This is a genomic window from Metabacillus sp. 22489 (genome assembly GCF_052044855.1).
In the GTDB taxonomy this organism is placed as follows: Bacteria; Bacillota; Bacilli; order Bacillales; family Bacillaceae; genus Metabacillus; species Metabacillus niabensis.
In genome coordinates, this window is the sequence record NZ_JBQENT010000034.1 from 1 (window position 1) to 25,003 (window position 25,003).

The 25,003-nt window shown below is 35.0% G+C and carries 20 protein-coding genes and 1 riboswitch; of the genes, 3 read left to right on the forward strand and 17 right to left on the reverse strand.

Going from position 1 to position 25,003, the window contains the following annotated elements; all coding sequences use genetic code 11:
- Positions 1-577 precede the first annotated feature (577 nt).
- From gndA to ACTJJ9_RS17865, 3 genes are all read right to left on the reverse strand, one after another.
- A complete protein-coding gene (gene gndA, locus ACTJJ9_RS17855) occupies positions 578-1,990 on the reverse strand; it encodes an NADP-dependent phosphogluconate dehydrogenase (protein WP_095299922.1) in 1,413 nt (470 codons plus the stop codon).
- A gap of 169 nt (positions 1,991-2,159) precedes the next feature.
- Positions 2,160-3,395 carry a DNA polymerase IV gene (locus ACTJJ9_RS17860; protein ID WP_145582572.1) on the reverse strand — a complete coding sequence of 412 codons (1,236 nt, stop codon included), beginning with the start codon at positions 3,393-3,395 and terminating at the stop codon, positions 2,160-2,162.
- Positions 3,396-3,520: 125 nt separating this feature from the next.
- A complete protein-coding gene (locus ACTJJ9_RS17865) occupies positions 3,521-3,988 on the reverse strand; it encodes a chemotaxis protein CheW (RefSeq protein WP_145582573.1) in 468 nt (155 codons plus the stop codon).
- Positions 3,989-4,221: 233 nt separating this feature from the next.
- Positions 4,222-4,322, forward strand: a riboswitch (purine riboswitch).
- 157 nt (positions 4,323-4,479) lie between these two features.
- On the opposite strand from ACTJJ9_RS17865, the gene ACTJJ9_RS17870 reads away from it, so the two are divergent.
- Entirely contained in the window at positions 4,480-5,772 is a 1,293-nt protein-coding gene (locus ACTJJ9_RS17870; protein ID WP_145582574.1) for an NCS2 family permease, read from the forward strand.
- Positions 5,773-5,893: 121 nt separating this feature from the next.
- The gene (locus ACTJJ9_RS17875) at positions 5,894-7,588 is read left to right on the forward strand and encodes a hypothetical protein (protein ID WP_145582575.1); all 1,695 of its coding nucleotides are present in this window, start codon (positions 5,894-5,896) and stop codon (positions 7,586-7,588) included.
- A gap of 111 nt (positions 7,589-7,699) precedes the next feature.
- Here ACTJJ9_RS17875 and ACTJJ9_RS17880 read toward each other — a convergent pair whose 3' ends face one another.
- The 5 genes from ACTJJ9_RS17880 to mce form a co-directional block, all read right to left on the reverse strand.
- Positions 7,700-8,848, reverse strand: a complete 1,149-nt coding sequence (locus tag ACTJJ9_RS17880; protein WP_440768786.1) for an FtsW/RodA/SpoVE family cell cycle protein — start codon at positions 8,846-8,848, stop codon at positions 7,700-7,702.
- 240 nt (positions 8,849-9,088) lie between these two features.
- The gene (locus tag ACTJJ9_RS17885; RefSeq protein ID WP_440768792.1) at positions 9,089-9,769 is read right to left on the reverse strand and encodes a CAP domain-containing protein; all 681 of its coding nucleotides are present in this window, start codon (positions 9,767-9,769) and stop codon (positions 9,089-9,091) included.
- Between the two features lie 487 nt (positions 9,770-10,256).
- Positions 10,257-11,375, reverse strand: coding sequence for a tripeptidase T (locus tag ACTJJ9_RS17890; protein ID WP_145582578.1), 1,119 nt, complete (start codon positions 11,373-11,375; stop codon positions 10,257-10,259).
- A gap of 34 nt (positions 11,376-11,409) precedes the next feature.
- Positions 11,410-12,963 carry an acyl-CoA carboxylase subunit beta gene (locus ACTJJ9_RS17895; protein ID WP_145582579.1) on the reverse strand — a complete coding sequence of 518 codons (1,554 nt, stop codon included), beginning with the start codon at positions 12,961-12,963 and terminating at the stop codon, positions 11,410-11,412.
- Positions 12,953-13,375, reverse strand: a complete 423-nt coding sequence (mce, locus tag ACTJJ9_RS17900; protein ID WP_145582580.1) for a methylmalonyl-CoA epimerase — start codon at positions 13,373-13,375, stop codon at positions 12,953-12,955. The genes ACTJJ9_RS17895 and mce overlap by 11 nt, the downstream gene beginning before the upstream one ends.
- A gap of 392 nt (positions 13,376-13,767) precedes the next feature.
- Here mce and prli42 point away from each other — a divergent pair, with 392 nt between their 5' ends.
- The gene (gene prli42, locus ACTJJ9_RS17905) at positions 13,768-13,860 is read left to right on the forward strand and encodes a stressosome-associated protein Prli42 (protein WP_170944318.1); all 93 of its coding nucleotides are present in this window, start codon (positions 13,768-13,770) and stop codon (positions 13,858-13,860) included.
- Positions 13,861-13,988: 128 nt separating this feature from the next.
- On the opposite strand, the gene ACTJJ9_RS17910 is transcribed toward prli42, so the two are convergent.
- The 9 genes from ACTJJ9_RS17910 to ACTJJ9_RS17950 form a co-directional block, all read right to left on the reverse strand.
- A complete protein-coding gene (locus ACTJJ9_RS17910) occupies positions 13,989-14,942 on the reverse strand; it encodes an FUSC family protein (RefSeq protein WP_145582581.1) in 954 nt (317 codons plus the stop codon).
- 268 nt (positions 14,943-15,210) lie between these two features.
- The gene (locus ACTJJ9_RS17915) at positions 15,211-15,933 is read right to left on the reverse strand and encodes an amino acid ABC transporter ATP-binding protein (protein ID WP_145582582.1); all 723 of its coding nucleotides are present in this window, start codon (positions 15,931-15,933) and stop codon (positions 15,211-15,213) included.
- Positions 15,926-16,585 carry an amino acid ABC transporter permease gene (locus ACTJJ9_RS17920; RefSeq protein WP_145582583.1) on the reverse strand — a complete coding sequence of 220 codons (660 nt, stop codon included), beginning with the start codon at positions 16,583-16,585 and terminating at the stop codon, positions 15,926-15,928. The genes ACTJJ9_RS17915 and ACTJJ9_RS17920 overlap by 8 nt, the downstream gene beginning before the upstream one ends.
- 187 nt (positions 16,586-16,772) lie before the next feature.
- On the reverse strand, positions 16,773-17,564 hold the full coding sequence (locus tag ACTJJ9_RS17925; RefSeq protein ID WP_145582584.1) for a transporter substrate-binding domain-containing protein: 792 nt from the start codon (positions 17,562-17,564) through the stop codon (positions 16,773-16,775).
- Between the two features lie 372 nt (positions 17,565-17,936).
- Complete coding sequence (locus tag ACTJJ9_RS17930) at positions 17,937-18,374, reverse strand: BrxA/BrxB family bacilliredoxin (RefSeq protein ID WP_095299909.1); 438 nt, start codon at positions 18,372-18,374, stop codon at positions 17,937-17,939.
- A 104-nt stretch (positions 18,375-18,478) separates the two neighbouring features.
- Complete coding sequence (gene meaB / locus ACTJJ9_RS17935; protein ID WP_145582585.1) at positions 18,479-19,489, reverse strand: methylmalonyl Co-A mutase-associated GTPase MeaB; 1,011 nt, start codon at positions 19,487-19,489, stop codon at positions 18,479-18,481.
- Positions 19,490-19,491: 2 nt separating this feature from the next.
- Positions 19,492-21,588, reverse strand: coding sequence for a methylmalonyl-CoA mutase (gene scpA, locus ACTJJ9_RS17940; protein ID WP_255451929.1), 2,097 nt, complete (start codon positions 21,586-21,588; stop codon positions 19,492-19,494).
- A 25-nt stretch (positions 21,589-21,613) separates the two neighbouring features.
- Positions 21,614-23,518, reverse strand: a complete 1,905-nt coding sequence (locus tag ACTJJ9_RS17945; protein WP_440768787.1) for a methylmalonyl-CoA mutase family protein — start codon at positions 23,516-23,518, stop codon at positions 21,614-21,616.
- A 201-nt stretch (positions 23,519-23,719) separates the two neighbouring features.
- Complete coding sequence (locus ACTJJ9_RS17950) at positions 23,720-24,982, reverse strand: dihydrolipoamide acetyltransferase family protein (protein ID WP_145582588.1); 1,263 nt, start codon at positions 24,980-24,982, stop codon at positions 23,720-23,722.
- Between the last annotated feature and the right edge of the window lie 21 nt (positions 24,983-25,003).

The window sequence follows — 25,003 nt, forward strand, 5'->3', positions numbered from 1 at the left end:
ATCCAATGGTACCTAGCCTAATATGAAGTTCGTGTTCCTCAGACCGGAGGTTTGCCGCCCGCTTCCTTCAGATTCCGCGTCACCACGGACACCCTTGCGTTAAACTAACCACTACTACTGCCTTCGTGGCTCGGGACTTGCACCCTATAGACTGTACCCATGCCGGGCGCACATTAACAAAGGCTGGAAGCACATTGCTCCAGCCTTTTCAATTTGTAAGAACCTCTATTTTTATACAGCTCTTCATCACCTAACTTCTTTAAACACTCTATGTTTTACTCATATAATATAAAAAATGTGCGAATCTGCTCGTCTATCTGTCTCATACATCTTAAATGGAATCCACATAAGCTATTAATGTAAGATGCAACCCAAAGTATCTCCTTATTGGCTATTACAGTAGAACTGTAATAGCTCTTTTTGTTTATTTAGACGTTGTTAAGCTAGGTTATTATTTCGTCTATAGAACTTGCAGCAATAAATAAAGCCACATGACAGTCAACAATAAGCATTAATATACCCTCTCATTAAAAAAGGACAAGAACATAAGTCCTTGCCCAAAATCACATTTTCTTTATTATTTTTGCATCCATTCAGTATGGAAAATACCTTCTTTATCAACACGTTGATATGTGTGAGCACCGAAGTAGTCACGTTGTGCTTGTAAAAGGTTAGCTGGCAATGTTTCAGTACGGTAGCTATCATAGTAAGATAGTGCAGAAGAGAAGCATGGTACTGGAACACCATTTTCAATTGCTACAGTAAGAATTTGACGAAGAGCCCCTTGGTAGCTTTCAACAATTTCTTTAAAATATGAATCAAGTAAAAGATTTTCTAATTGTGGGTTTTTATCATATGCATCCTTGATTTTTTGTAGGAATGCAGCACGGATGATACAACCACCACGGAAAATCATTGCGATATCACCGTATTTTAAATCCCAATTGTACTCTTCTGAAGCTGCTCTCATTTGTGCAAAACCTTGAGCATAAGAACAAATTTTACTCATATATAATGCTTTACGAACTGCTTCAATAAGCTCTTCTTTGTTTCCTGTATAAGATTTTGCAGTAGGACCTGAAAGAATTGTGCTTGCTTTTTTACGCTCTTCCTTCATAGCTGAAATGAAACGTGCAAATACAGACTCTGTAATAATAGGAAGTGGAACACCTAAATCAAGAGCACTTTTACTTGTCCATTTTCCAGTTCCTTTTTGCCCTGCAGTATCAAGAATCACATCTACAAGCGGCTTGCCTGTTTCTTCATCAATTTTAGTGAAAATATCCGCAGTGATCTCAATTAAGTAGCTGTCAAGCTCTCCTTTATTCCATTCAGCAAACACTTCATGAAGCTCTTCGGCATTTAAGCCTAAAACGTTTTTCAAAATAAAGTAAGCTTCTGAAATTAATTGCATGTCTCCGTATTCGATTCCGTTATGCACCATTTTCACATAGTGACCAGCACCATCTGGACCAATGTATGTACAGCAAGGATCTCCACCAACTTTAGCTGAAATAGCTTCTAAAATAGGTTGAACAAGATCAAATGCTTCTTTTTGTCCACCAGGCATAATTGAAGGACCTTTTAATGCCCCTTCTTCCCCACCTGATACACCAGTTCCAATGAAATGGATGCCACTTTCAGCTAACTCCTTATTTCGACGCTGTGTATCTGTGTATAATGTGTTACCACCATCGATTAGAATATCACCTTTATCAAGATGTGGTAATAGTGATTCAATTGTCGCATCAGTTGGAGCTCCAGCCTTTACCATTAATAAAATTTTGCGAGGGGTTTCTAAAGATTGGACAAACTCTTCAATGCTGTATGTACCAACAACATTTTTCCCTTCCGCTTCTTTTAGAAATTCTTCTGTTTTTTCTGCTGAACGGTTAAAAACTGATACTGAAAATCCACGACTTTCAATATTTAAAGCTAAATTTTTCCCCATTACAGCCAAACCAATAACACCAATTTGTTGTTTTGACATTTACTTACGTCCCTTCTAGTCCTTAGAATATGAAAAGGTGCCGACATATATCTGCCCCTTTTGACAAAACTTACGAAATTGACACACAATTCGAATTATTTATTATGACTATAATAGAAAATACCATAAGTTTCGTATACTTTTCAAGTAACATAACCAATGTAATCGCTTAATCTCTTAAAAAATCTTTATTAAAGCTAGTTCCAGGTGAAATATCAGTCTCTAAGGCACCTTTAACACCTCGTTGAATCAGCTGATTTCCATATCTTTCGTTAATTTTATTCATAACAGATAGCAGTGGCTCCTCCTTTGCATCTTCCTCAAAGGAAAACAAATCCAACTGTTTAATAGCATCATTTTTCCCTAACAGGTCTTGTGCTGTAATACCTAATAGTCGAATCGGCTCTTCGTTCCAATTTGCAAAAAAGAGTTGTTTTGCGACTGAATATATATCTTCTTCATTTTTAATTGGGTTCTCAAGCTTTTTACTTCTTGTAATTGTTTTTAAATTTCCAAACCGAATGCTAATAAAAATTCTAGTCGTGAGTACTTCCTTTCGCTTCATTCTTACCATTACAGAATGTGCAAGCCTTCTTAGAACATCATTAATTTCTTTTTCATTAGTTGTATCCTTTGCTAATGTTGTTGAGTTTCCAATGCTCTTAAATTCATAAATTGAATCTGGATCTACCTCACGAGTGTCTATTCCATTAGCGCGCTGTTTAAGCAGCTCTCCATTGATTCCAAGTAATTTTTTCAATTGTATAGAATCACCATGTGCTAAATCATAAATAGTCTTAATATTTATTGTCTCAAGTTTCTTTGCTGTTTTATTACCCACTCCATGCATCTCTGCTACAGGTAATGGCCACAGTTTATCTGAAAGCTCTCGTTTCCTTAAAATAGTTATTCCTAATGGTTTTTTCATATTGGAGGCCATTTTAGCTAAAAATTTGTTTGGAGCTACCCCAATGCTACAAGGTAGCAATAACTCATCAAGTAATCGTTGCTGGATTTGCTTAGGAATTTCCAGAGGAGTTTGCCCAACACAATTTGTAATATCCATATATCCTTCATCAATTGAAACCGGCTCAACAAGATCCGTGTATTCCCTTAAGATGTCAAACATTGCTTTCGAAGCTTTTCGATATCTTTCAAAATTAGGTTTCATAACAATTAAATCTGGACATAATTTTCTTGCCTGCCATAGTGGCATCGTTGTCTTAACGCCTTTAGCCCTTGCTTCATAGCTGCAAGTAACAATGATTCCTTTTCGTTCTTCTACATTTCCTGCAATGGCTAATGGCTTATTCTTTAATGCTTGGTTAAAGGCTATTTCAACAGATGCGTAAAAGCTATTCATATCAACATGAAGAATGATTCTTCCACTATGTGATCGTTCCATAAATAATACACCACACGATATTAATTTTCTTCATTTATATGAACACTTTAACATAGTTAAGCTTCTTTAAGAAATCCAATTCTTTATGTAAGCACCACTTACTTCTCATCAAAAAATCACCAATTTTATAATTGGTGACTGATAATTTCGTCCTTTACGAGGGAAATCCCTTCAAGACTAGAGATAAATTGATTCGGGTCAATAATCGTAATTAACCGGCTTTCAATACTTGCAACAGCAACAAAATATTTTGTTGCTTGAAAAGCACCCACTGATATAGACTTCAGTTGTTCTTGTTCAATATCAATAATTTCTTTTGCATCTTCAACTATTAAAGCTACTGATAGTTCATCTGATTGAATAACGATAAGTTTTATGTTTTCTGTAATAGTCGTTTCCTGCTTATATAAGATATTGTTCGTATCAAGTGTAGGAATTAATTCCCCTCTCACCATGACAACACCCTTCATATAATAAGGCATATTTGGGATGACGTTTATGTCCTCTAATTTTTCAATAGAAATAACGTTTTCAATAGGTACTCCGTATTCTTCATTTCCAGCTCGAAACACAACTACTTTTGAAATATCCATATTTAAAACTCCTCTCGGAAAAATCAATATGTAAGATAATTACCATTCTTTGATGACTATCATACTATTATTTATATAGGATGTGAAGCACGGTGTATCTGTTATTTTGAGATTTATATGATAATACATATTATTGAAAGCACGGTGATAATTTCCTTTTTAAATTAAATGAATATATAAACTATTTTACTTGCTATTGACGAACGTTGTCGAAAACTGATAAAATCCGACTATTATCTATTTATAAATTCCCTTGTATAAGTTCGAGAATATGGCTTGAACGTTTCTACCAGCTACCTTAAATGGCTTGTCTACAAGGATAGTGACTTATCACCTATTCCTTTTAAAGACAACTTTGGCAGCTTTAGTAGCCAAAGTTTTTTTTATGCGTTGACAAACCCGTTCTACTAGAATAATAACCCAATATCTGTTCAAACTATTAATTAGTCTCAATTCTTAACATCATTGTTTATATTTTGGAGGAACACATCATGAAAAAATTCTTTAAATTCGAAGAAAGACAAACTTCATATAAAAGGGAAACATTAGCAGGAATAACTACATTTCTATCAATGGCTTATATTCTTGTTGTTAATCCTATTATATTAAGCCAAGCTGGAATGGATAAGGGTGCGTTATTTACTGCTACTGCCTTATCCGCTATCGTAGGTTCCCTTTTAATTGGGCTACTCGCAAATTATCCTATTGGAATTGCACCAAGTATGGGGCTTAATTCATTTTTTACTTTTTCTGTATGTATAGGAATGGGAATCGAATGGCAAATTGCTCTTACCGGAGTTTTTGTAGCTGGCATTATTTTTATGATATTGAGTTTATTAAAAATTCGCGAGAAAATTATTAATGTTATACCACAAGATTTGAAATATGCAATCGCTTCAGGTATTGGATTTTTTATCGCATTTGTTGGATTAAAAAATGCCGGGATTGTCGTTTCTAATCCAGATACCTTTGTTTCAATCGGAGATTTAACTTCTCCAGGTACAGGGTTAGCAGTCGTTGGTTTTATTATTACATTAATGATGCTAGTAAGAGGGATAAATGGTGGTATTTTTTACGGTATGGTGATTACGACAATTATTGGAATGATTGCAGGTTTTATCGATGTTCCTAGTTCAATAATTGGCAGCGTTCCTAGCTTAGAACCAACGTTTGGCGTTGTCTTTTCACATTTAGGAGATATTTTTACACCTCAAGTCCTTACAGTTATCTTTACATTTTTATTTGTAGCATTTTTTGATACGGCTGGTGCCCTTATTGCAGTAGCTAGTCAAGCAGGCATTATGAGAGATAATGAAATACCAAATGCAGGGAGAGCTTTATTGGCTGATTCGACATCAGGAGTTGCCGGAGCGATTTTCGGTACATCAACAACTGCTTCATTTGTAGAATCAACAGCAGGGATCGCAGTTGGGGGACGTACAGGCTTTACAGCTGTTGTTATCTCAATTTGCTTTACAATAGCATTATTCTTCTCACCTATTCTTTCCGTCATAACGACTGAAGTAACAGCACCAGCTCTCATTATTGTCGGTGCGTTAATGGCTATGGAAATAAGCAAAATAAATTGGGGCAGATTAGAGATCGTCATACCATCTTTTGTCACGATCATTATGATGCCATTAACATCGAGTGTGGCAACAGGGATCGCCCTTGGCTTTATCTTATATCCATTTGCAATGATTGCACAAAAACGTTTTAAAGAAGTCCATCCAATTATGTATGTTCTATGTGTATTATTTATCCTATACTTTATATTTGTTTAATATCTTCGTTAATGGTGAGGGAAATTTCCTTCACCATTTTTTTATCTAATGACGGCATGGAACCTTTTTGTTAATCATTCGTATATAACATATAACATTTAATTATGAAGGGAAGACAATAATGAGTAATATCTTTCTGTTTTCGTTAATAATCGGCTTGATTACTGCCCTAGTAGTTATTCCGATTATGAGGGAGCATCTCTCAGGTGCAAAGAAAAAAGATAAAAAGAAACCATCTTTTATCACTCCATTTATTACCATAACGATATTAACTATGGTGTTAACCTTTACCTTTTATTACTTTACAAATCTAGATCGCAATTTTACATCATTATGGATATTTACAATCATCGTAACAGCCATAGCGACTATCATATCTAACGGAAAGGAAAGGCTAATAAAAGGTATTATATTTGCTGCTAGTTTTATTATAGGTATCTACTTCCTAATCGCACCTGTTTTTAATGCCAATGAAAAATTCAAACAGGTAAAAATGGAGGAACAGGTTGAAATTCAAGCATTTGATGAAACAAAAACACCTGCAAGTGTCCCTCCACAATTTGCTCGCAATAAGATGAAAAAGGCATTTGGTCAAGTACCGAATACTAGCTATTATGAGCTTGGACAATTACAAATTCAAAAAGTAAATAATGAATTTGTCTATATTGCACCTGTAGAATTTTCGGGTTTCTTCAAATGGTGGAACGGGGATAAAACACCTGGATATTTCACACTAAGTGCTACTGATTCATCTGCTAATCCAAGGTTTATTAAAGCTGATATGGTTTACACACCTTCTTCATATTTCCAAAAGAATCTCGAACGCCATATTCGTATGAACTATCCGAAACGGATATTCTATGGACAAACACAATTAGAAATTGATGATGAAGGTAAACCCTATTATATTAGAACATATGGTAGTTTTGTAACGGCCCGAAATGGCTTTAAAGCTGAAGGAATCGTAATGGTTGACCCTAAAACAGGTGAGACTATGGATTACAAATTAGCTGATGTTCCAAAGTTTATTGACGGTGCTGTCTCTCCTGAAGCAGTTAGTCTGCAAAATAGCTATTATGGAAAATATATTCATGGTTTCTGGAATAGTCTTTTTGGTAAATCTGATGTTAAACTACCTTCAGATGAAGGAACTGAGGCAAATGTCAGCCCAATTTTCAACGAGGAAGGTGAAATGTATTATTTCACTGATTTTACAAGCCCAAAAGAGGGCGTTGATTCAATGCTAGGGTACTCACTTACAAATTCCAGAACTGGAAAAGCAACTTACTATACGGGAAATTTAGAAGAATCCTATATGGATTCACAAGGTGCCTTACAAATTATAGAGAAGAAATTCATTGAAAAAAAATGGCAAGGAGAAATGCCTGTACTTTATAATTTTTATGGAGAAGCAAGCTGGTTAGTCCCTGTACTTGATTCTAATGGATTCCTACAAAATTATTTTATTGTTTCAGCAGCTAATCCCGAAATATCAGTCTATGCTAATACACCTAATGAGGCATTAAAGCAATACAAAACAGCATTACAAAAGGGTGGCAGTTCAGTTGATGGACGCGGGACGGCAGAAGAAAAACAGGTTTCCGGTTCAGTAGTAAGAGTATACAAGGAGAAATCTGGTGACTATACATTGATTTCATTCTTGTTAGATAATAACAAAAACTTCATTATTTCGTCAGAGAGTAACTCCCTTGCTATTTACCTTAAAGAAGGTGATCGCGTAAACGTTCATTATTTAGACACTGAGGAGGATTTTCTACCAGTTAAAAACTTAACGATCGAGGGGCTACTCGAATAATTAAGAGAAATGAAATATAACAAATAAAGCTGTCATTAATGGGTCTTACCCACTTTGACAGCTTTTTTGTATATTAAAGATAGTATAAAAGTTGTTTCGAATACTTCCCTACTATTTATCGCTTGAAAACATAAAGTCACGCTTTTTCAAGGAAACGTTTAATACTAATCCCATCCCTAGCATACTAGCCATAACTGAGCTACCACCGTAACTCATTAATAGCAATGGAATACCAGTGATTGGAATTAACCCTGTAACCATCCCAATATTTTGAAACGTATGGAATGTAAATAATGCTACCATTCCAATACATATATAAAATTCATATAAAGTATTACGTACATACATAGCAATCCCAAGCATGCGATAAATGATTAAAAAATACAATGAAATGACAACAGATGCCCCGATAAAGCCAAATTCCTCGGCAACAATTGTAAAAATAAAATCTGAATGAGCCTCCGGAGTATAGACATTACTTTGCTGAAGACCTTTTCCGTCAATCATTCCAGAACCAATTGCTAATAACGACTGTTTTAACTGAAAGCCTATTCCTTCTCCATGCTCAAAAGGATCGAGCCACGAATAAATTCGATTTAATTGGTATTCCCCAAAGATATTTAATAAAAAGTCAGGATTATATATAAAAGTAGCAACTAGACATCCAACAGTTGTTAAGATTAACATGAAGATAACTAGTATATAGCGCCAGTTTATACCTGATAAGAAGATGACTGCGATTGTAATAACTACCATTACTAACGATGAACCAAAATCATTTTGAAGGAGAATCAAGAGTACAGGTGGTAATGATACAGCAGCTATTTTTAATAAGAGAATAAAATCTCCATCTCCTCTTTCATAATGCTTACTAGTTACATTAGCGAGCATCATAATTAAAAATATTTTCATATATTCAGATGGTTGAATAGAGCCAATCCCCGGAACTACATACCATGATTTTGCACCATTTATTTCGGGTACAAGAGTTGAAGGAGCTATTAAGATACCAATAAGTAACAAAAGACCAAATCCATACAAAAATGGTGTCACTTTACTAATCTGTTCAAAATCAAAAATAAAAATACAAGAAGCAATAATAATCCCTAATACGAACCAAATAATCTGCTTCAAAAAAAAGTTATCATCATATTGAGCATATTTTTGTGCGCTAAAAATCGTTACACAGCTGCAAATCATTAACAAAAACAAAAAAAACACTAAAGAAACATCAAAATAATTACCTTTCTTAGAAGACATTAACATCACCGTACTTTATCATAAAGTTAACAATTTCATACAATTTTTACTATCATTTAAAGAGTACCATGACTATATAAAAAATACATAATTTTTTTATAAATCATTTCTTAATTATTTCTTAACCCTAAAAAATTAGACGTATTAGTATATAAAATAGTTTCGAGCTAGGGTGTTTTCTTTTCTTAGCTTAAAAAGAAGTAGATAATTAAGCTTATCTACTTCTTCATGTTACATAGCCTATTTTCCAATAAACATTTGCGTCCAATGGTGACCATTTGAATCATAGCCTACCCCAATATGAGTAAAATCTCTGCTGAGAATATTTTTACGGTGACCTTCGCTGTTCATCCATGCTTGTACTACTTGTTGCGGAGTTTGTTGACCTTGAGCGATGTTTTCACCAGCCGTCTTATACGTTACCCCAAAATCACGCATCATATCAAATGGGGAACCATATGTCGGACTTGTATGAGAGAAGTAATTGTTTTGCTGCATATCTTCTGATTTCTTTTGAGCAACTCCGCTTAATTTCGTATCAGCTTTTAAGTCTGCTAAACCATTTCTTCTTCGTTCAGCATTTGTAAGATCAATTACTTGTTGAACAGCTTGACTAACACCTTGAGTCTGTGGAGCAGCTTTTTGTTGCTGATCCGTTGCGTTATTTGGTTGCTGTTGTTGAGTTGGTTGCTGTTGTTGAGTTGGTTGCTGTTGTTGAGTTGGTTGCTGTTGTTCTTGTCGCTGTTGTCTTGGTTGCTGCTGTTGCTGCTGTACTGGCTGTTGTGCAAACCATTGACGATATTGATGTTGATTAGTTTGATTTGCATTTAATTTTTCATACTTATATTTTGCTTCTTGAACAACAATTGCTCTTGTATGTGGGAATTCTTTACTTGATAGATCTGTTTTTGAACTAGATATTTCAAAACCATCATCATTATTTTTCCGATTGTCTCGGACAAGATCAAAATCATTATCATCAGCTCGGTTGTTTTCCTTATCTCGATGAGCTGTTTCTAACTCATTTGGCACACCATTATTCCTCGTATCTACATTCCTCGAGTAGAATTCATTTCGATTATCCCAAATTGTTCTGTTATTATCATCAGCAACATTTAGAGTTCCAATTGGAGTATTGTTACCATTATCCATTGCCTCATTATTGTTACATGCTACCAAACCTGCTACTAACGCTCCTGTAATGAACAGGGAAGCCTTTTTCATTATCATTAGAAACCCCTCCTTTTTTTCATCATATCCCCATACGCTCTTATTTTCTTTCAATTATGAAAAAGTATAGGTGGTAATAAACTTGAAAAATGGAAGAAGATTTCTAAAATTTGATAATAAATTTATGCTTAAATTTAATAAAAAGAAGTAAGCTAACAGCCTACTTCCTTCTAAAAACTTATTGTGCAACCTCTTGAATAATCGCCACAACTAATTCTGCCGTTTTTTCAAGTTCATCAATTGGCATTTTTTCATTTGTTGTATGAATATCCTCATAACCAACTGCGAGATTAACAGTAGGAATGCCATTTCCTGCAATTACGTTGGCATCACTACCACCACCACTTGTTTGAAGCTCACTTTGACGACCAATTTTTTCAGCCGCACGCTTCGCCACTTCAACTACATGGTCTCCCTCACCAAATTTAAAACCTGGATACATGACATCAACTTCAATTTCAGCGCGTCCTCCCATTTCAGCTGCAGCACTTTCGAATGCATCCTTCATTTTCTGTACTTGCTGCTCCATTTTTTCAGGGACTAAAGATCGTGCTTCAGCAAGAATATGAACTAAATCACAAACAATATTTGTTTGAGTACCCCCTTCAAATCTTCCTATGTTTGCAGTAGTTTCATGGTCAATTCTTCCAAGAGGCATTTTAGAAATTGCTTTGGAAGCAATCGTAATCGCTGAAACACCCTTCTCTGGAGCAACTCCAGCATGGGCTGTTTTTCCATATATAGTCGCTTTTACTTTAGCTTGCGTCGGTGCTGCAACAACAATCGTTCCAACTTTTCCATCACTATCTAAAGCATAACCGAATTTTGCTGTCATCAATGAAGGATCCAAAGCTTTTGCACCGACTAAACCTGATTCTTCGCCAACAGTAATAACAAATTCAATTTTTCCATGTTGCAAATTGTTTTCTTTTATCGTTTTAATTGCTTCCAACATTGCTGCCAAGCCTGCTTTATCATCCGCACCTAAAATTGTAGTGCCATCTGTTACCACATATCCATCCTTAATACTAGGCTTAATACCATTACCAGGGACAACTGTATCCATATGTGAAGTGAAATAGATTGTATCGACGCCTCCTTTTGTTGCATCTAATGTACACACCAAATTTCCTGCACCATGACCAGTAACTTCTGTTGTTTGATCCTCGACAACATGTAACCCAAGAGTTGAAAACTTTTCTTTAAGTACCTTTGCAATATTTGCTTCATATTTAGTTTCTGAATCAATTTGTACGAGCTCTAAAAATTCATCTAGTAATCGTTGCTTATTAACCATATGTATAACGCCTCCAAATTTTTACTTTCCATGCCTAAAGAGGAATATTCCCATGTTTTTTGCGTGGTCTTTCCTCCCTTTTAGTACGAAGCATGTCTAAAGCCTGAATTAACCTTATCCTTGTTTCCCTAGGGTCTATAACATCATCGACCATTCCATGACTAGCTGCTATATATGGGGTGGCAAATTTCCTACGATACTCTTCTATTTTAACACTTCTTGTCTGTTCAGGATTGTTAGATGCTTGAATTTCTTTAGAAAAAATAATATTTGCTGCACCATGAGGACCCATAACGGCAATTTCTGCAGATGGCCACGCAAATACTAAATCAGCACCAATTGATTTGCTATTTAACGCAACATATGCACCACCGTATGCTTTTCGTAAAATAACAGTAATTTTTGGGACTGTTGCTTCTGAATAAGCAAATAAAATTTTCGCACCATGGCGGATAATCCCTTCATGCTCCTGTTTAATTCCAGGGAAAAAGCCGGTGACATCTTCAAAAGTAATTAGCGGGATTTGGAAAGAATCACAAAAACGTATAAATCTTGCTGCTTTATCAGAAGCATCTATATTAAGACTGCCTGCTAAATATTTAGGTTGGTTACATATCAGTCCAACGACTTCTCCTTTTATTCTTGCAAAGCCAATAACAATGTTTTTTGCAAAATCTTTCTGTACTTCCATAAAGGAATCTGCATCAACAACATGCTTAATGATATTTCGAACATCGTACGATTTTAATGAGTCACCTGGAATTATTTCCGCAAGAACATTGCGATACTCATCCTGTTTTTGATACGGAAGAGAAGGTGGTTTTTCTTCATTATTTTGCGGTAAATAGCTTAATAACATGCGAACTTGTGCTAAAACTTCCTGTTCGGAGCTTCCAGAAAAATGAGCATTACCACTAATTGTATTATGCACATAAGCTCCTCCTAGATTCTCAGAAGAAATCGACTCACCAGTAACGGTTTTTATTACCTTAGGACCAGTAATGAACATTTGACTAGTCTTTTCAACCATAAAAACAAAATCTGTAATTGCTGGAGAATAGACGGCCCCACCTGCACATGGTCCTAATATAACAGAAATCTGTGGAATAACCCCTGAATATATTGTATTACGGTAAAAAATTTTCCCATAACCATCTAATGATACCACACCTTCTTGAATTCTCGCTCCGCCCGAATCATTAAGTCCTATGATAGGTGTTCTATTTTTTGCCGCTAAATCCATGACATTTGCTATTTTCAATGCGTGCATTTCACCTAATGCACCACCGAAGACAGTAAAATCTTGTGCAAATAAGTAAATTGATCTGCCATTGATTTTTCCAAACCCAGTAACTACGCCATCACCAGGTCCATGAATTTCATTTAAGCCGAAGTCATGACAACGATGACGAATAAATGGATTCAACTCCACAAAAGTATCTTCATCTAAGAGAAGGTTAATTCTTTCTCTAGCTGTTAATTTCCCTTTGTCATGCTGCTTAGCAATTTTTTCATCCCCACCACCCAATTCAATTTCTCGTCGTTTATCATATAATTCATTTATTTTGAAAAACATATCATCTGCCATCTTCATCACGACCTATCTTTTCACATAACTCAATTAATACGTGATTGGAAACTTTCGGGTGAAGAAACGCAATTTGAGTTTTATTAGCCCCATTTCGCGGACATTCGTCAATAAGCTCTATTCCTCTTTCTTTTAATCCAATTAGCTTCCCTTGTATATCTTTCACTTGAAATGCAATATGGTGAACACCTTCTCCTCTTTTTTCAAGAAATTTAGCGATCGGTCCATTATCATCAGTGGATTCCAATAACTCGATTTTTGTATGACCTGCTTTTAAAAAGGCTACCTTCACATTTTGCGAAGGAATCTCTTCAAATCCTAGAAAGGTAAGTTGCAACATATCCTGATAAAATGGTAAGGCTTTCTTAATTGAGCGAACAACAATGCCAATATGGTCAATTTGATTCATCATTTCATTCCCCCTATAATTTTCAAAGCTCTTTTCCAATAGGTTGTTGTTTTTAACCTTAACTCAATATGGATTGATTGGAGCGCTGATGGCAAGACTCCTGTATAATGTTGAACAGGTGTTAACACTGTGGAGGTACACTACCCACCCACGGAAAGCGGATGCTGTACGAAGAAATCCCCTCCCGAACGACTACACTTTAAAAATGCAAGAAGAATTGCGAAAACAGTCATTTTCAAAAACAAACAAGCTTTATTAAGTAAATAGATAACAATGTACTTGTTAATCAGATATAAAGTTAGAGTTTGACAACAGTTTATATAGAGAAACGACCTACAAACTATTGTTCAAAAACTTCTTTCACGTTAAAATAATAGGACAAGGAGTGAAGAAATATGTCTCGGAAAACCCAGAAATTTTTTGTTTATATCATGATTGGCATAATGCTTGTCTCTACATTATTGGCAGGAGTATCTATGTGGTTTTAAATAGATGTGATCAAGGTGTTTAGTTTATGAAGAACAAATATACAAGATGTTGTATATGTATATGTTAAAATGCCAAAAAGAGTCTTGTAATAAGACTCTTTTTTCATGTGGATACTATTTAAACAACATTAGGCATCCATTCCTTTAAATTGACTTTTAATAATTAAATACTCTTCCATTTCTTTTATAAATAGTAAAAGTGCTGCCCGTACTTCAAATTCTTCTCTCGTCTTCGGTAATTCCATTTCCTGAAACGTCTGCTTCATATCTAATAGTTCAACAAGAAATTTATGTGCAGTATTTCCAGGATGTATATTCATCTTTAAATTATGAATAAAGGCTGCTACCATTCGACTCTGATCTACCAATGTATGGATCGATGTGACTAGAGGAATGATTCTTTCAATAATTTCAAATTGTCTTTCTCTCATCTTAAAATAGTGATAATAGGTATTCTCATGGCGCAAAAAATGGTTCTCGACATCTCGGAATGCCATTGTTTTCGCTTCATTTATCAATTCCGCAGTTTTTATGATTTCCTGACCATCCCAATCACGGTCGTCTTCTAGAAGATATTCTTCAATTTCCTGAAAAATTGCAGCAAAGTTCGCTTCAATTTCCTTTTGATAATTTTTAAGCTTTTGCTCCATACTTGGCATATATAGATTCATGATCAGAGCAATTCCAATACCGATTAAAATTAAAAGAAACTCATTTGTGACGACTTCCCATGTAATTCCACCTGAATTATATAAATGAAAAATAATAACTGTACTAGTCACAATACCTTCAGATGCTTTAACTATAACGGTTGTTGGTATAAACACTAATAGCATGGCTCCGATAATAATCGGATGATACATTATTCCTTCAAAGAAAACGAATGAAAATAAAATCGCAATCGAACAAGCAAGAAATCTTTCCCAAGAGCTTTGTAATGATTTTTTCTTAGTAATTTTAATACATAAAATTGTTATAATCCCTGCTGAAACATAATTATCAAGTTGAAGAAACTGTGCTAGCATGACAGCAATCGTCGTCCCAAGTGCAGTTTTCACTGTTCGATAACCAATTTTAAACATTTATAAACTCCTCTAATCCTTCTATATTCTGATAAAATTATGAAAGGCTTTTTTCTAAAATAATGTTGTTTTTATGCTTAAACTTTGTAAAAGCTGATTACTCAATACTTGGGGTAAGTTAAATTTTCAACAAGTGTTTCACCAGCCCCACAAACGAAAAGCCAGTACAGCACAAGAAAATCAACCAGAACGACGGCTAATTAAAAGCAACAAAGTTTTTGAAAACAGCCTAATAAAAAAAGATGATCAATTGATCACCTTTTTGTTATTATAACATTTTTTCAAGGAAATCTTGCGCACGTTTTGTTTTAGGCGATATAAAGAACTCACTTGGCTTTGCATCTTCGACAAGCTTTCCTCCATCTAAAAATAACACACGATCCGCAACTTCTTTAGCAAAACCCATTTCATGTGTAACAATTGCCATAGTCATCCCAGATCCTGCCAAGTCCTTCATTACCTCAAGAACTTCCTTAACCATCTCTGGATCAAGGGCAGATGTCGGCTCATCAAATAGAATAACATCTGGATTCATTGCAAGAGCACGTGCGATTGCCACACGTTGCTTCTGCCCACCAGAAAGACGATTTGGATATTCATTTGCTTTATCACTTAAACCAACTTTTTGCAGCAATTCTTTCGCCTTAGCTTCCGCTTCTTGTTTTGATAATCCATTAACTGTTATAGGTGCATATGTTAAATTATTCAAAACCGTTTTGTGTGGGAATAAATGGAAATGTTGAAATACCATTCCGACATTTTGACGAACTTTTGCAATATCTGTTTTAGGATCTGTGATTTCTTCTCCATTAATCCATACATTGCCCTCTGTTGGCTTCTCAAGTAAGTTTAAGCAGCGAAGAAATGTCGATTTACCAGATCCTGAAGGACCGATAATCGCGATAACCTCACCTTGAGAAATCGTTGTCGAAATCCCTTTTAAAACTTCTAGCTTACCAAAGGACTTATGCAAATTTTCAACTTTAATCACTTCGTTTCATTCTCCCTTCAATTCCTTTACCTAGGAGTGTTAAAACCATTACCAACACATAGTAAATGAGTCCAGCAAAGATTAATGGCGCAAAATAGTTATACGTATCTGCCCCTACTTGGTAAGCACGTCTCATTATATCCTGAACACCGATAACAGTAACGATTGCAGATTCCTTTGTTAATGTAATGAATTCGTTCATTAATGCAGGCAAAATATTTTTAAATGCTTGCGGTAAAATAATATCCTTCATCATTTTTGAATAAGGAACTCCTAGTGCCATTGATGCTTCTGTCTGGCCTTTATCGATCGCATTTATACCAGCGCGAATAATTTCAGATATATAAGCAGCTGAGTTTAAAGAAAAAGCCGCTACTGCTGCAGGGTACGGATCAATCGTAATCCCCAAAATTTGTGGAAGCCCAAAGTAAATAATTAACAATTGTAAAACTAATGGTGTTCCTCTAAAAATAGATGTATATGCATCCGCTAACCACATTAAAGGTTTAATTCGGCTAATTTTCAATAACGCAAGGATGATTCCCCATGCAAAACCAATAATGAGCGATAGGAAGACAATTTGTAACGTAACCCCAATACCTTGCAAAATAAAAGGTATTGATGGGACGATTGAGGAAAAGTTTATGTCCATACTATCTTTAATTCCCTTCTAAAATTAATACAATATATATTTTACTCGATTTAGAGTATTTTCTAAATCGTTGTTCGTTGTACCTAATTACTCATACGTATCCCCACATAATAGTATACGTATAACGTATATACCATGTGGGGATGAGGATTATATATAATGTAGTGGCACTAAAAAAGATAAATTATTATTCTCCACCAAGCCATTTCTTAACTAACTCGTCGATTTCACCGGCTTCTTTCATTTCACCAAGAGCTTTGTTAAATTCGTCTCTAATGTCACTATCCTTTTGGAAGGCAATTGCATAACCTTCCTCTTCCTCTTCTTCAAGAGTAAATCCTGTTAAGTCTTTATCTTTTTCAAAATATTCTTCAGCAACTAAATCTTCGATAATTGCTACATCAATTCTACCTGATTTCATTTCTTGAACTAAATCAGAGATTTTATTTCGATTTTCAATTTTTATGTCATATTGCTCTGCAAGTTCATTTGCCTTTTCTTCTTGTACTGAGCCTAATTGCACACCGAGTGTTTTGCCTTCTAGCTCATCGATGCTTTTAATTTCATTGTCCTTTAATGAAACAATCATATGTTTAGCTGTGAAATAAACATCAGAGAAATCTACATTTTTTTCACGTTTTGGATCTTTTGACATTCCAGCTAGCACCAAATCAACTTGCTTTGCTTGAAGTGCAGGAATTAAACTGTTAAAATCCATATCTTGGATTTCAATTTCGTAACCAGTTTTTTCTGCTAATGCCTTTACAAGATCAATATCAAACCCGATAAATTCACTACCGTTTGCAGTATCGACATATTCAAAAGGTGGATAATCAGCAGAAGTAGCCATTTTTAATACTTTCTTTTCACCATCTTTGGATCCAGATGTTGGCTCATTAGATTCATCTGCATTTGTGCCACAAGCAGCTAATAATCCAATGATTAAAATACTTGTCAAAAAGACTTTTAATTTTCTCATAATAATATCCTCCAATAATTTCCTACTATATAAATAGAAATTTTGTATAAACTTAATTAATTTTTATTCGATATTTTGTATTTTAACACAGCTTTATATTTATGCAATATTTATTCATAAAAATGTAATTGTTAAAAGATTTCGATAATTAATTATATTGAAAAAAGGTAGCTAATCTAATTTTTATCCTCGCTTCCTTATTTTATTTTACGAAAAAGATGTTATTTATATGTATTAATTAGCACTATAATTGAACCAAATCATACATGAGATTATAGAAAACTACAATATTATTGTTGGATTTTCTTACAAATAAAAAAGAGGCACCAAAATCATTTTGGCTTAGCCTCTTTCCCCTATTTCCTATTAAATTTATACTTCTTCACAATACTCTTCAAAAGCAGATTGTAGATTAGCAACAACTGACATTGGATCATGTCCTTCAATTTCATGACGTTCTACCATTTTTACTAACTTACCATCCTTTAATAATGCGAAAGATGGTGAAGAAGGTGGATAGCCAGTAAACATTTCTCTTGCGCGGGCTGTAGCTTCTTTATCTTGACCTGCAAATACAGTCACAAGCTGATCTGGACGCTTATCGTAATGAATTGCATGTGCAGCAGCTGGACGAGCAATTCCTCCTGCACAACCACAAACACTATTTACCATCACGAGTGTTGTACCTTTTTTATTAAGTGCTTCATCTACCTCTTCAGCCGTTTTTAATTCAGTATATCCTGCTGCAACAATTTCCTTACGAGCTTGCTGCACAACGTCATTCATAAATATGTTAAAATCCATACTCACGTTGAACATCTCCTTTTATATGATGATGTTTATTTTACCAAGCTTATACCGGATTGAGCAAATAGAAACTCCTTTTCTCAATTTACTATCAATAAAATCATACTTTATTTGGCATCAAATAAAAAAAGATTAATTAATTCAAGAGCACTTGCAGAAACACTTTTCTTCCCCTTTATAATATTTTCTTCGTAAATTTCGAGCTGTTGTTTAACTTGTGGATGCTGGTAGAAACGGTCAGAAAGTTCTTGTTTTATTAAATCATGAAGCCAATTCCATTTTTGTTCATCACGTCTTTTATCAAAAATATTCGATTCTTTTGTATATCTTTCAAATTTATTAATTATGTTCCATATTTCATCAATACCTGTTTCGTTTATTGAAGAAGCATTTACAGCTTGTGGAGTCCATCCTAACGTATATGGAGTAATATAACGAAGCATCTGATTGTACTCATGCATTGTCATGATTGCTTTTTCCAAATTTTCTCCATCTGCCTTATGAACAACAATTAAATCTGGTAGTTCCATAATGCCTCTTTTTATTCTCTGAAGATCATCTCCAGCGCCAGTTATAACTAGAAGTAAGAAGAAATCAACCATTTCTCTCACAACATACTCCGCTTGCCCAACACCCATCGTTTCTACTAAAATGACATCATAGCCAGCAGCTTCACATAAAATAATTGTTTCTCTCGTTTTTCGATTTACTCCGCCTAAATTCCCCCCAGATGGAGATGGTCTAATAAAAGAATTTGGATGTTTTGCTAATCGTTCCATTCGTGTTTTGTCACCCATTATGCTTCCTTTGGAAACTTGGCTGCTTGGGTCAATTGCAAGTACGGCAACACGATATCCCATATTGCATAAAAAACAACCAAATGTATCAATAAATGTACTTTTCCCTACTCCTGGTATCCCGGTAATCCCGATCCGAATAGATTCCTTTTTTTGTGACAGCAATATTTCGATAATTTTTTGCGCCTTTAGAAAATGTTTACTATTATTGCTTTCTACTAGTGTAATTGCTTTTGCTAACAAAACGCGATTGCCGTTTAAAATGCCTTCAATAAAATCCTTAACCTCTAAATCACGATTTTTTAATCTATAATCCTCCATGCTTAACCCTCATAACCAAACATTTCAAATAATCGATCGATAATTTTCAATGCTGCTATCGGTAAAATCGTTCCAGGTCCAAAAATTTCAGCGGCTCCCATTTCTAGTAATTCTTCATAATCCTTATAAGGTATCACTCCACCAACAATTACAATAATGTCATCTCGCCCTTGCTTTCTTAATTCGCTTTTTAGCTGATGCAATAATGTCTTATGTCCCGCAGCTAACGAACTCATCCCGATTATATGAACATCATTTTCAACTGCTTGTCGTGCAGTCTCTTCGGGTGTCTGAAAGAGGGGACCGATATCTACATCAAAGCCTAAATCTGCATATGCTGTTGCAACGACCTTCGCACCACGATCATGACCATCCTGACCCATTTTAGCTATTAATATTCTTGGCCTTCTACCTTCTAGTTCATAAAATAAATCGATTTTATCCCTAACTTTTCTTATATCTTCTTCATTATCATATTCACTTTGATAGATACCACTTATCGAACGAATAACAGCTCGATGACGTTTACTAACCTTTTCAATTGCTAATGATATTTCACCTAATGTTGCCCGTTTTCGAGCTGCTTCAATTGCTAGTTCAAGAAGATTTCCATTCTCAGATGCTGCTGCTTTCGTAATTGCATTTAACGCCTCTTCAACAAGTTTTGAATTACGACTCTTTTTTAAATGATTTAGCTTTTCGATTTGTTTATTTCTAACTTCTTGTTGATCAATTGTTAGGATATTGAGGGGTTCTTCATTGGGTAACCTAAATTTATTAACACCGATAATCAATTCTTTTCCGGAATCAATTTTAGCTTGTCTTCTTGCGGCTGCTTCCTCAATCCTCATTTTGGGAAGCCCCATTTCAATCGCCTTTGTCATACCACCAAGTGATTCAATTTCACTAATATGAGAGTTTGCCCGTTCAATTAATGATTTTGTTAATGACTCTACATAATAAGAACCACCCCAAGGGTCAATAACACTAGTTATGCCAGTTTCCTCTTGTAAATACAATTGGGTATTGCGCGCGATTCTGGCGGAAAATTCAGTAGGTAAAGCAATAGCCTCATCCAGTGCATTCGTGTGAAGTGACTGCGTATGTCCCATAACTGCTGCATGTGCCTCCATACATGTTCTTACAATATTATTAAATGGATCCTGCTCAGTTAAACTCCAGCCTGATGTTTGACTATGAGCACGCAACATGAGAGATTTCTCGTTTTCAGGATGAAATTGCTTAACCAACTTAGACCATAAGTATCTTCCAGCTCTTAGTTTTGCAACTTCCATGAAATAATTCATTCCAATTGCCCAGAAAAATGATAATCTAGGAGCAAATTGATCAATATGGAGCCCAGCCCTTAATCCAGTTCTTATATACTCAATCCCATTTGCCAGTGTATAGGCTAACTCTAAATCAGCCGGTGCACCTGCCTCCTGCATATGATAGCCTGAGATGCTAATGCTATTAAATTTCGGCATATGTTTTGCCGTATATCCGATAATATCTCGAATAATTCTCATTGAAGTTTCTGGTGGGTAAATATACGTATTACGTACCATATATTCTTTTAAAATATCATTTTGGATAGTCCCTGTTAATTTATGCTTAGCCACTCCTTGCTCCTCAGCTGTTACAATATAAAACGCCATAATTGGTAAAACTGCTCCATTCATTGTCATAGAAACTGACATTTCGTCTAATGGAATTCCTTCGAATAATTGCTTCATATCCATAATAGAATCGATTGCTACTCCAGCTTTCCCTACATCGCTAAATACGCGAGGGTGATCGGAATCATAGCCACGATGTGTCGGTAAATCAAAAGCTACTGACAGTCCTTTTTGACCATTGGCAAGATTTTTTTTGTAAAATTCATTGCTTTCTTCTGCTGTAGAAAACCCAGCATATTGCCTGATTGTCCATGGCCTATTAATGTACATCGTTGCATATGGTCCTCGTAAAAAAGGGGTTATTCCAGGATACGTACCTATGTGTTCAGCCGTTTTAAGATTCTCATTTGTATAATGATTATCAATCGGTATCTGTTCATTTGTTTGAAAGATTGACTTTGTTTTTCCTATAGGGACCATTTTAATTAGCTTAGCATTTGCTAGATCACGTCGCTTCATTTAGAGTTACCCCCAATAATTGATGCAATCTTTTAAGAAATATATAAGCATCAGTAGATTCTGAAAGCATACGAAATCGTTGTAAGCCCTTTAATTCTCCTGCAACCTTGTTTGTTCCTACATAATAAATTTCCTTTGTTTTACACTTTAAAAGTTTCGCAACAGAATTTTCATTCATCTTTTGATATTCTTTATCAGAACCACATAATATGACAATATTAACCAAATACTCCCTTTCAAAATCGCGGATTACATTTGCTTCAATCCCACCAGAAGCGAGTAAATTTACAACAAATTCAAATCGAGACTTATAATCTCTTAACTCTCCAAATTGCATAACATCCACCTTTGGATAGTGTCCAAATCTTTGAAAATGGTCTTCTGCAGCAAATCTTAGCCTCTCAAAGTGTTCAATTAAACGAGTATGCTGTAATATTTGTATTTGATTTGCTTGAATCTTTGGAAGAAGTTTTGGGACAACATTTTTTTCTTCTACAAATTGAATTACTTCTCGAAAAGTAGTAACCTGCTTACTCATGATTTTATTTATTTTTTTCACTTTTCTCTTTTCTCGTTCTTCTTTTTTTTGTATTGGAGCAAGCTCAATAAATTTATTTACACCTATTATTGTTGTTTTCTGTTGATTTATATCAATTTGTCTCTTTGCAAATGTCCTTTTTAGCTCATTTTGTGGTATGCCCTTTTCAAGTGCAGTGTAAAACCCACCATTTTTATCTATTTTTTTTATTTCCTCCCAAGCATGATTAGCTAATTCATTTGTTAATGATTCAATGTAGTATGAACCACTAGCTGGGTCTACTACTTTAGATAAATGATTCTCTTCTTGAAAAATAAAATGGATATTTCTCGCAATTCTTCCTGCAAGATCGTCTTGCTTTTGTGAAACATAATCAAATGGGGTAATCGTTAATTCATCTACGCCTGCAGCAACTGCGGAAAAGCCTTCAGTCGTAGTTCGGAGAAGATTCATATGAATGTCAAAAGCAGCTTTATTAAAGTTAGATGTAATTGCATGAAGATAAAGAGGATCATCTCCGTTTCTATCTCCAATTGCAGATAATAGTGATCCCCAAATATGCTTTGCAGCTCGGAACTTTGCTATTTCCATAAAAAATTGAGAACCAATTGCAAAGGATATCACTGTATTTTTGGCGATTGTTGTTAAAGACACTCCACGATTCAAAAGCTCATTTATAATATCCAGTGCTTGTGAAAAAGTAAAAACTAATTCCTGCAATGAAGTTGCACCTGCTTCATGGAAATTATTGCCCTTAATTAATAAGCAGCGAATCTGACAATGATTCTCTTCACACCAGTTCATTGCTTCGGCTAAATAATCATATTTATCGGATAGTGAAATGGAAATTTCTTTCTTTAACAGAACCTCTTCAAATGGGTCAAACGCAATTGTTCCAATTGGTTCTTTATCATGTTTCTTTCCGTTAAAATATTGAAACAATAGTGGCATTAATTCCTGTTTTGAACCAACATCAATTAAAAATGAGCTTTTACTTATATCAATTTGGCCGAAAGCTTTTTCTACACCCTTCATATCATGAATTTGAAGATTTTTAAAATAAAAGGAGTTCTGTCCCCTCTCAATTGCATATCTGACCTGTTTACTTAGCTCTTCACTAGTTTCACCTTTAATTTCCTGACTACATTTCCAACAATTATTTGCCCGATAGTAACTGTTTTCTGTCCAATATTGGACATTTTGTATAGTTGTATAGATTGGTTCAATCTTAATCCCTTCATAGGTTGATGAATAAAGAGCTTCAAAAGGTCTATCTTTCAATGCCTTTATTGCCTCTTCTTCCCACAGTTTCCTTTTCCCTTTTTCCTCTGAATGATTGTGCTTCACTTCCATTTTGGAAGTTCACCCCCTTATGGCAGAAATCTATTCTTATCATAGATTTTATGCAGGAGAAAGAAGCAAATGTATGTTTTATTAGTTTGTCTAAAATAATGACTAAAAGCAAACTTAAAATAAAAAGAGTCTAACTCATAACCGATCTATAAAATGCTTTGATCGTTATGAATCAGACTCTATATCATTGGACTATCATTATTAATAGATGGAAGTATTTTCATCTGAAGTCGATTCTAATATTTCTTTTACCCGTGCTAAGAATCGTCCACAAATGACTCCGTCTAAAACCCGATGGTCGAGAGATAAACAAAGATTAACCATATCACGGATGGCGATCATCCCATTGATAACAACAGGTCTTTTTACAATCGTTTCAACCTGTAAAATCGCTGCTTGAGGATGGTTAATAATCCCCATTGATTGAACAGAACCAAATGAACCTGTGTTATTTACTGTAAAGGTTCCTCCCTGCATATCCTCTATACTAATTTTCCCACTACGGACCTTTGCAGCAAGTTCTGTAATGTCTCGAGCAATTCCTTTAATTGTCTTTTCGTCAACTGCCTTAATTACCGGAACAAATAACGAATCATCTGTTGCTACCGCAATTGAGATATTAATTTCATTTCGTTGTATAATTTTGTCCCCTGCCCACATTGAATTAATTTGCGGGAATTCCTTTAATGCTTTTGCGACAGCTTTAAGGAAAAATGGGAAAAATGTTAGGTTATAGCCTTCTTTTTTCTTAAACTCATTCTTAACCTTATTACGATACTCTACTAGATTTGTTACATCTACCTCAATCATCATCCAAGCATGAGGCGCTTCATGCTTGCTACGTACCATATTTGCTGCTATCGTCTTACGAACCGCTGTAACCGGTATTTCGATATCTCCTTGATGTATGCGAGGTGTTTGCGTTTTAGGTAACTCAATCGCTTGATTGCTCGGCTGCTCAATAACCGGTTTACGATTTTGTTGCTCCTCAATTGCACCACTTTCAATAAAATTCATAAGATCTTTTCTCGTAATTCGACCACCAGCACCTGTTCCATTCACTAAATCTAAATTAATCTCATGTTCCTGAGCTATTCTTAAAACTGCTGGAGAATACCTTTTTTTATTTGAGTCATCCTTATCGTGAGAAGAAGGCTCACTGTTTGAAGAAATACTTTTATTTGCAGCTAATTTATCGACTTCTACCTTTTTGGGTTCGTCTTCCTCTACTTCAATCGTACAAATAATTTCACCTACAGCTAATGTTTGCCCTTCTTCTGCTATAAGTTCTTTAATAATCCCTGAAAAAGATGATGGAATTTCAGCATTTACTTTATCTGTTGTAACTTCTGCAAGTGGTTCGTACTTATTCACTTTATCACCTATCGATACAAGCCAATTGCTGATAGTTCCTTCTGTAACACTTTCACCTAATTGGGGCATTTTAATTTGTTCTATCGCCACTATGTAACCTCCTAGATTAAC

Bases quoted from the DNA above. Each gene is read 5' to 3' on its own strand.
- ACTJJ9_RS17925 (WP_145582584.1), bottom strand. From the start codon at position 17,564: ATGAGAAAATTAAAAGTCTTTTTGACAAGTATTTTAATCATTGGATTA.
- ACTJJ9_RS17875 (WP_145582575.1), top strand. From the start codon at position 5,894: ATGAGTAATATCTTTCTGTTTTCGTTAATAATCGGCTTGATTACTGCC.
- mce (WP_145582580.1), bottom strand. From the start codon at position 13,375: ATGATGAATCAAATTGACCATATTGGCATTGTTGTTCGCTCAATTAAG.
- ACTJJ9_RS17910 (WP_145582581.1), bottom strand. From the start codon at position 14,942: ATGTTTAAAATTGGTTATCGAACAGTGAAAACTGCACTTGGGACGACG.
- ACTJJ9_RS17870 (WP_145582574.1), top strand. From the start codon at position 4,480: ATGAAAAAATTCTTTAAATTCGAAGAAAGACAAACTTCATATAAAAGG.
- ACTJJ9_RS17860 (WP_145582572.1), bottom strand. From the start codon at position 3,395: ATGGAACGATCACATAGTGGAAGAATCATTCTTCATGTTGATATGAAT.
- meaB (WP_145582585.1), bottom strand. From the start codon at position 19,489: ATGGAGGATTATAGATTAAAAAATCGTGATTTAGAGGTTAAGGATTTT.
- gndA (WP_095299922.1), bottom strand. From the start codon at position 1,990: ATGTCAAAACAACAAATTGGTGTTATTGGTTTGGCTGTAATGGGGAAA.
- ACTJJ9_RS17945 (WP_440768787.1), bottom strand. From the start codon at position 23,518: ATGGAAGTGAAGCACAATCATTCAGAGGAAAAAGGGAAAAGGAAACTG.
- ACTJJ9_RS17865 (WP_145582573.1), bottom strand. From the start codon at position 3,988: ATGGATATTTCAAAAGTAGTTGTGTTTCGAGCTGGAAATGAAGAATAC.
- ACTJJ9_RS17920 (WP_145582583.1), bottom strand. From the start codon at position 16,585: ATGGACATAAACTTTTCCTCAATCGTCCCATCAATACCTTTTATTTTG.
- ACTJJ9_RS17890 (WP_145582578.1), bottom strand. From the start codon at position 11,375: ATGGTTAATAAGCAACGATTACTAGATGAATTTTTAGAGCTCGTACAA.
- ACTJJ9_RS17880 (WP_440768786.1), bottom strand. From the start codon at position 8,848: ATGTCTTCTAAGAAAGGTAATTATTTTGATGTTTCTTTAGTGTTTTTT.
- ACTJJ9_RS17895 (WP_145582579.1), bottom strand. From the start codon at position 12,963: ATGGCAGATGATATGTTTTTCAAAATAAATGAATTATATGATAAACGA.
- prli42 (WP_170944318.1), top strand. From the start codon at position 13,768: ATGTCTCGGAAAACCCAGAAATTTTTTGTTTATATCATGATTGGCATA.
- scpA (WP_255451929.1), bottom strand. From the start codon at position 21,588: ATGGTCCCTATAGGAAAAACAAAGTCAATCTTTCAAACAAATGAACAG.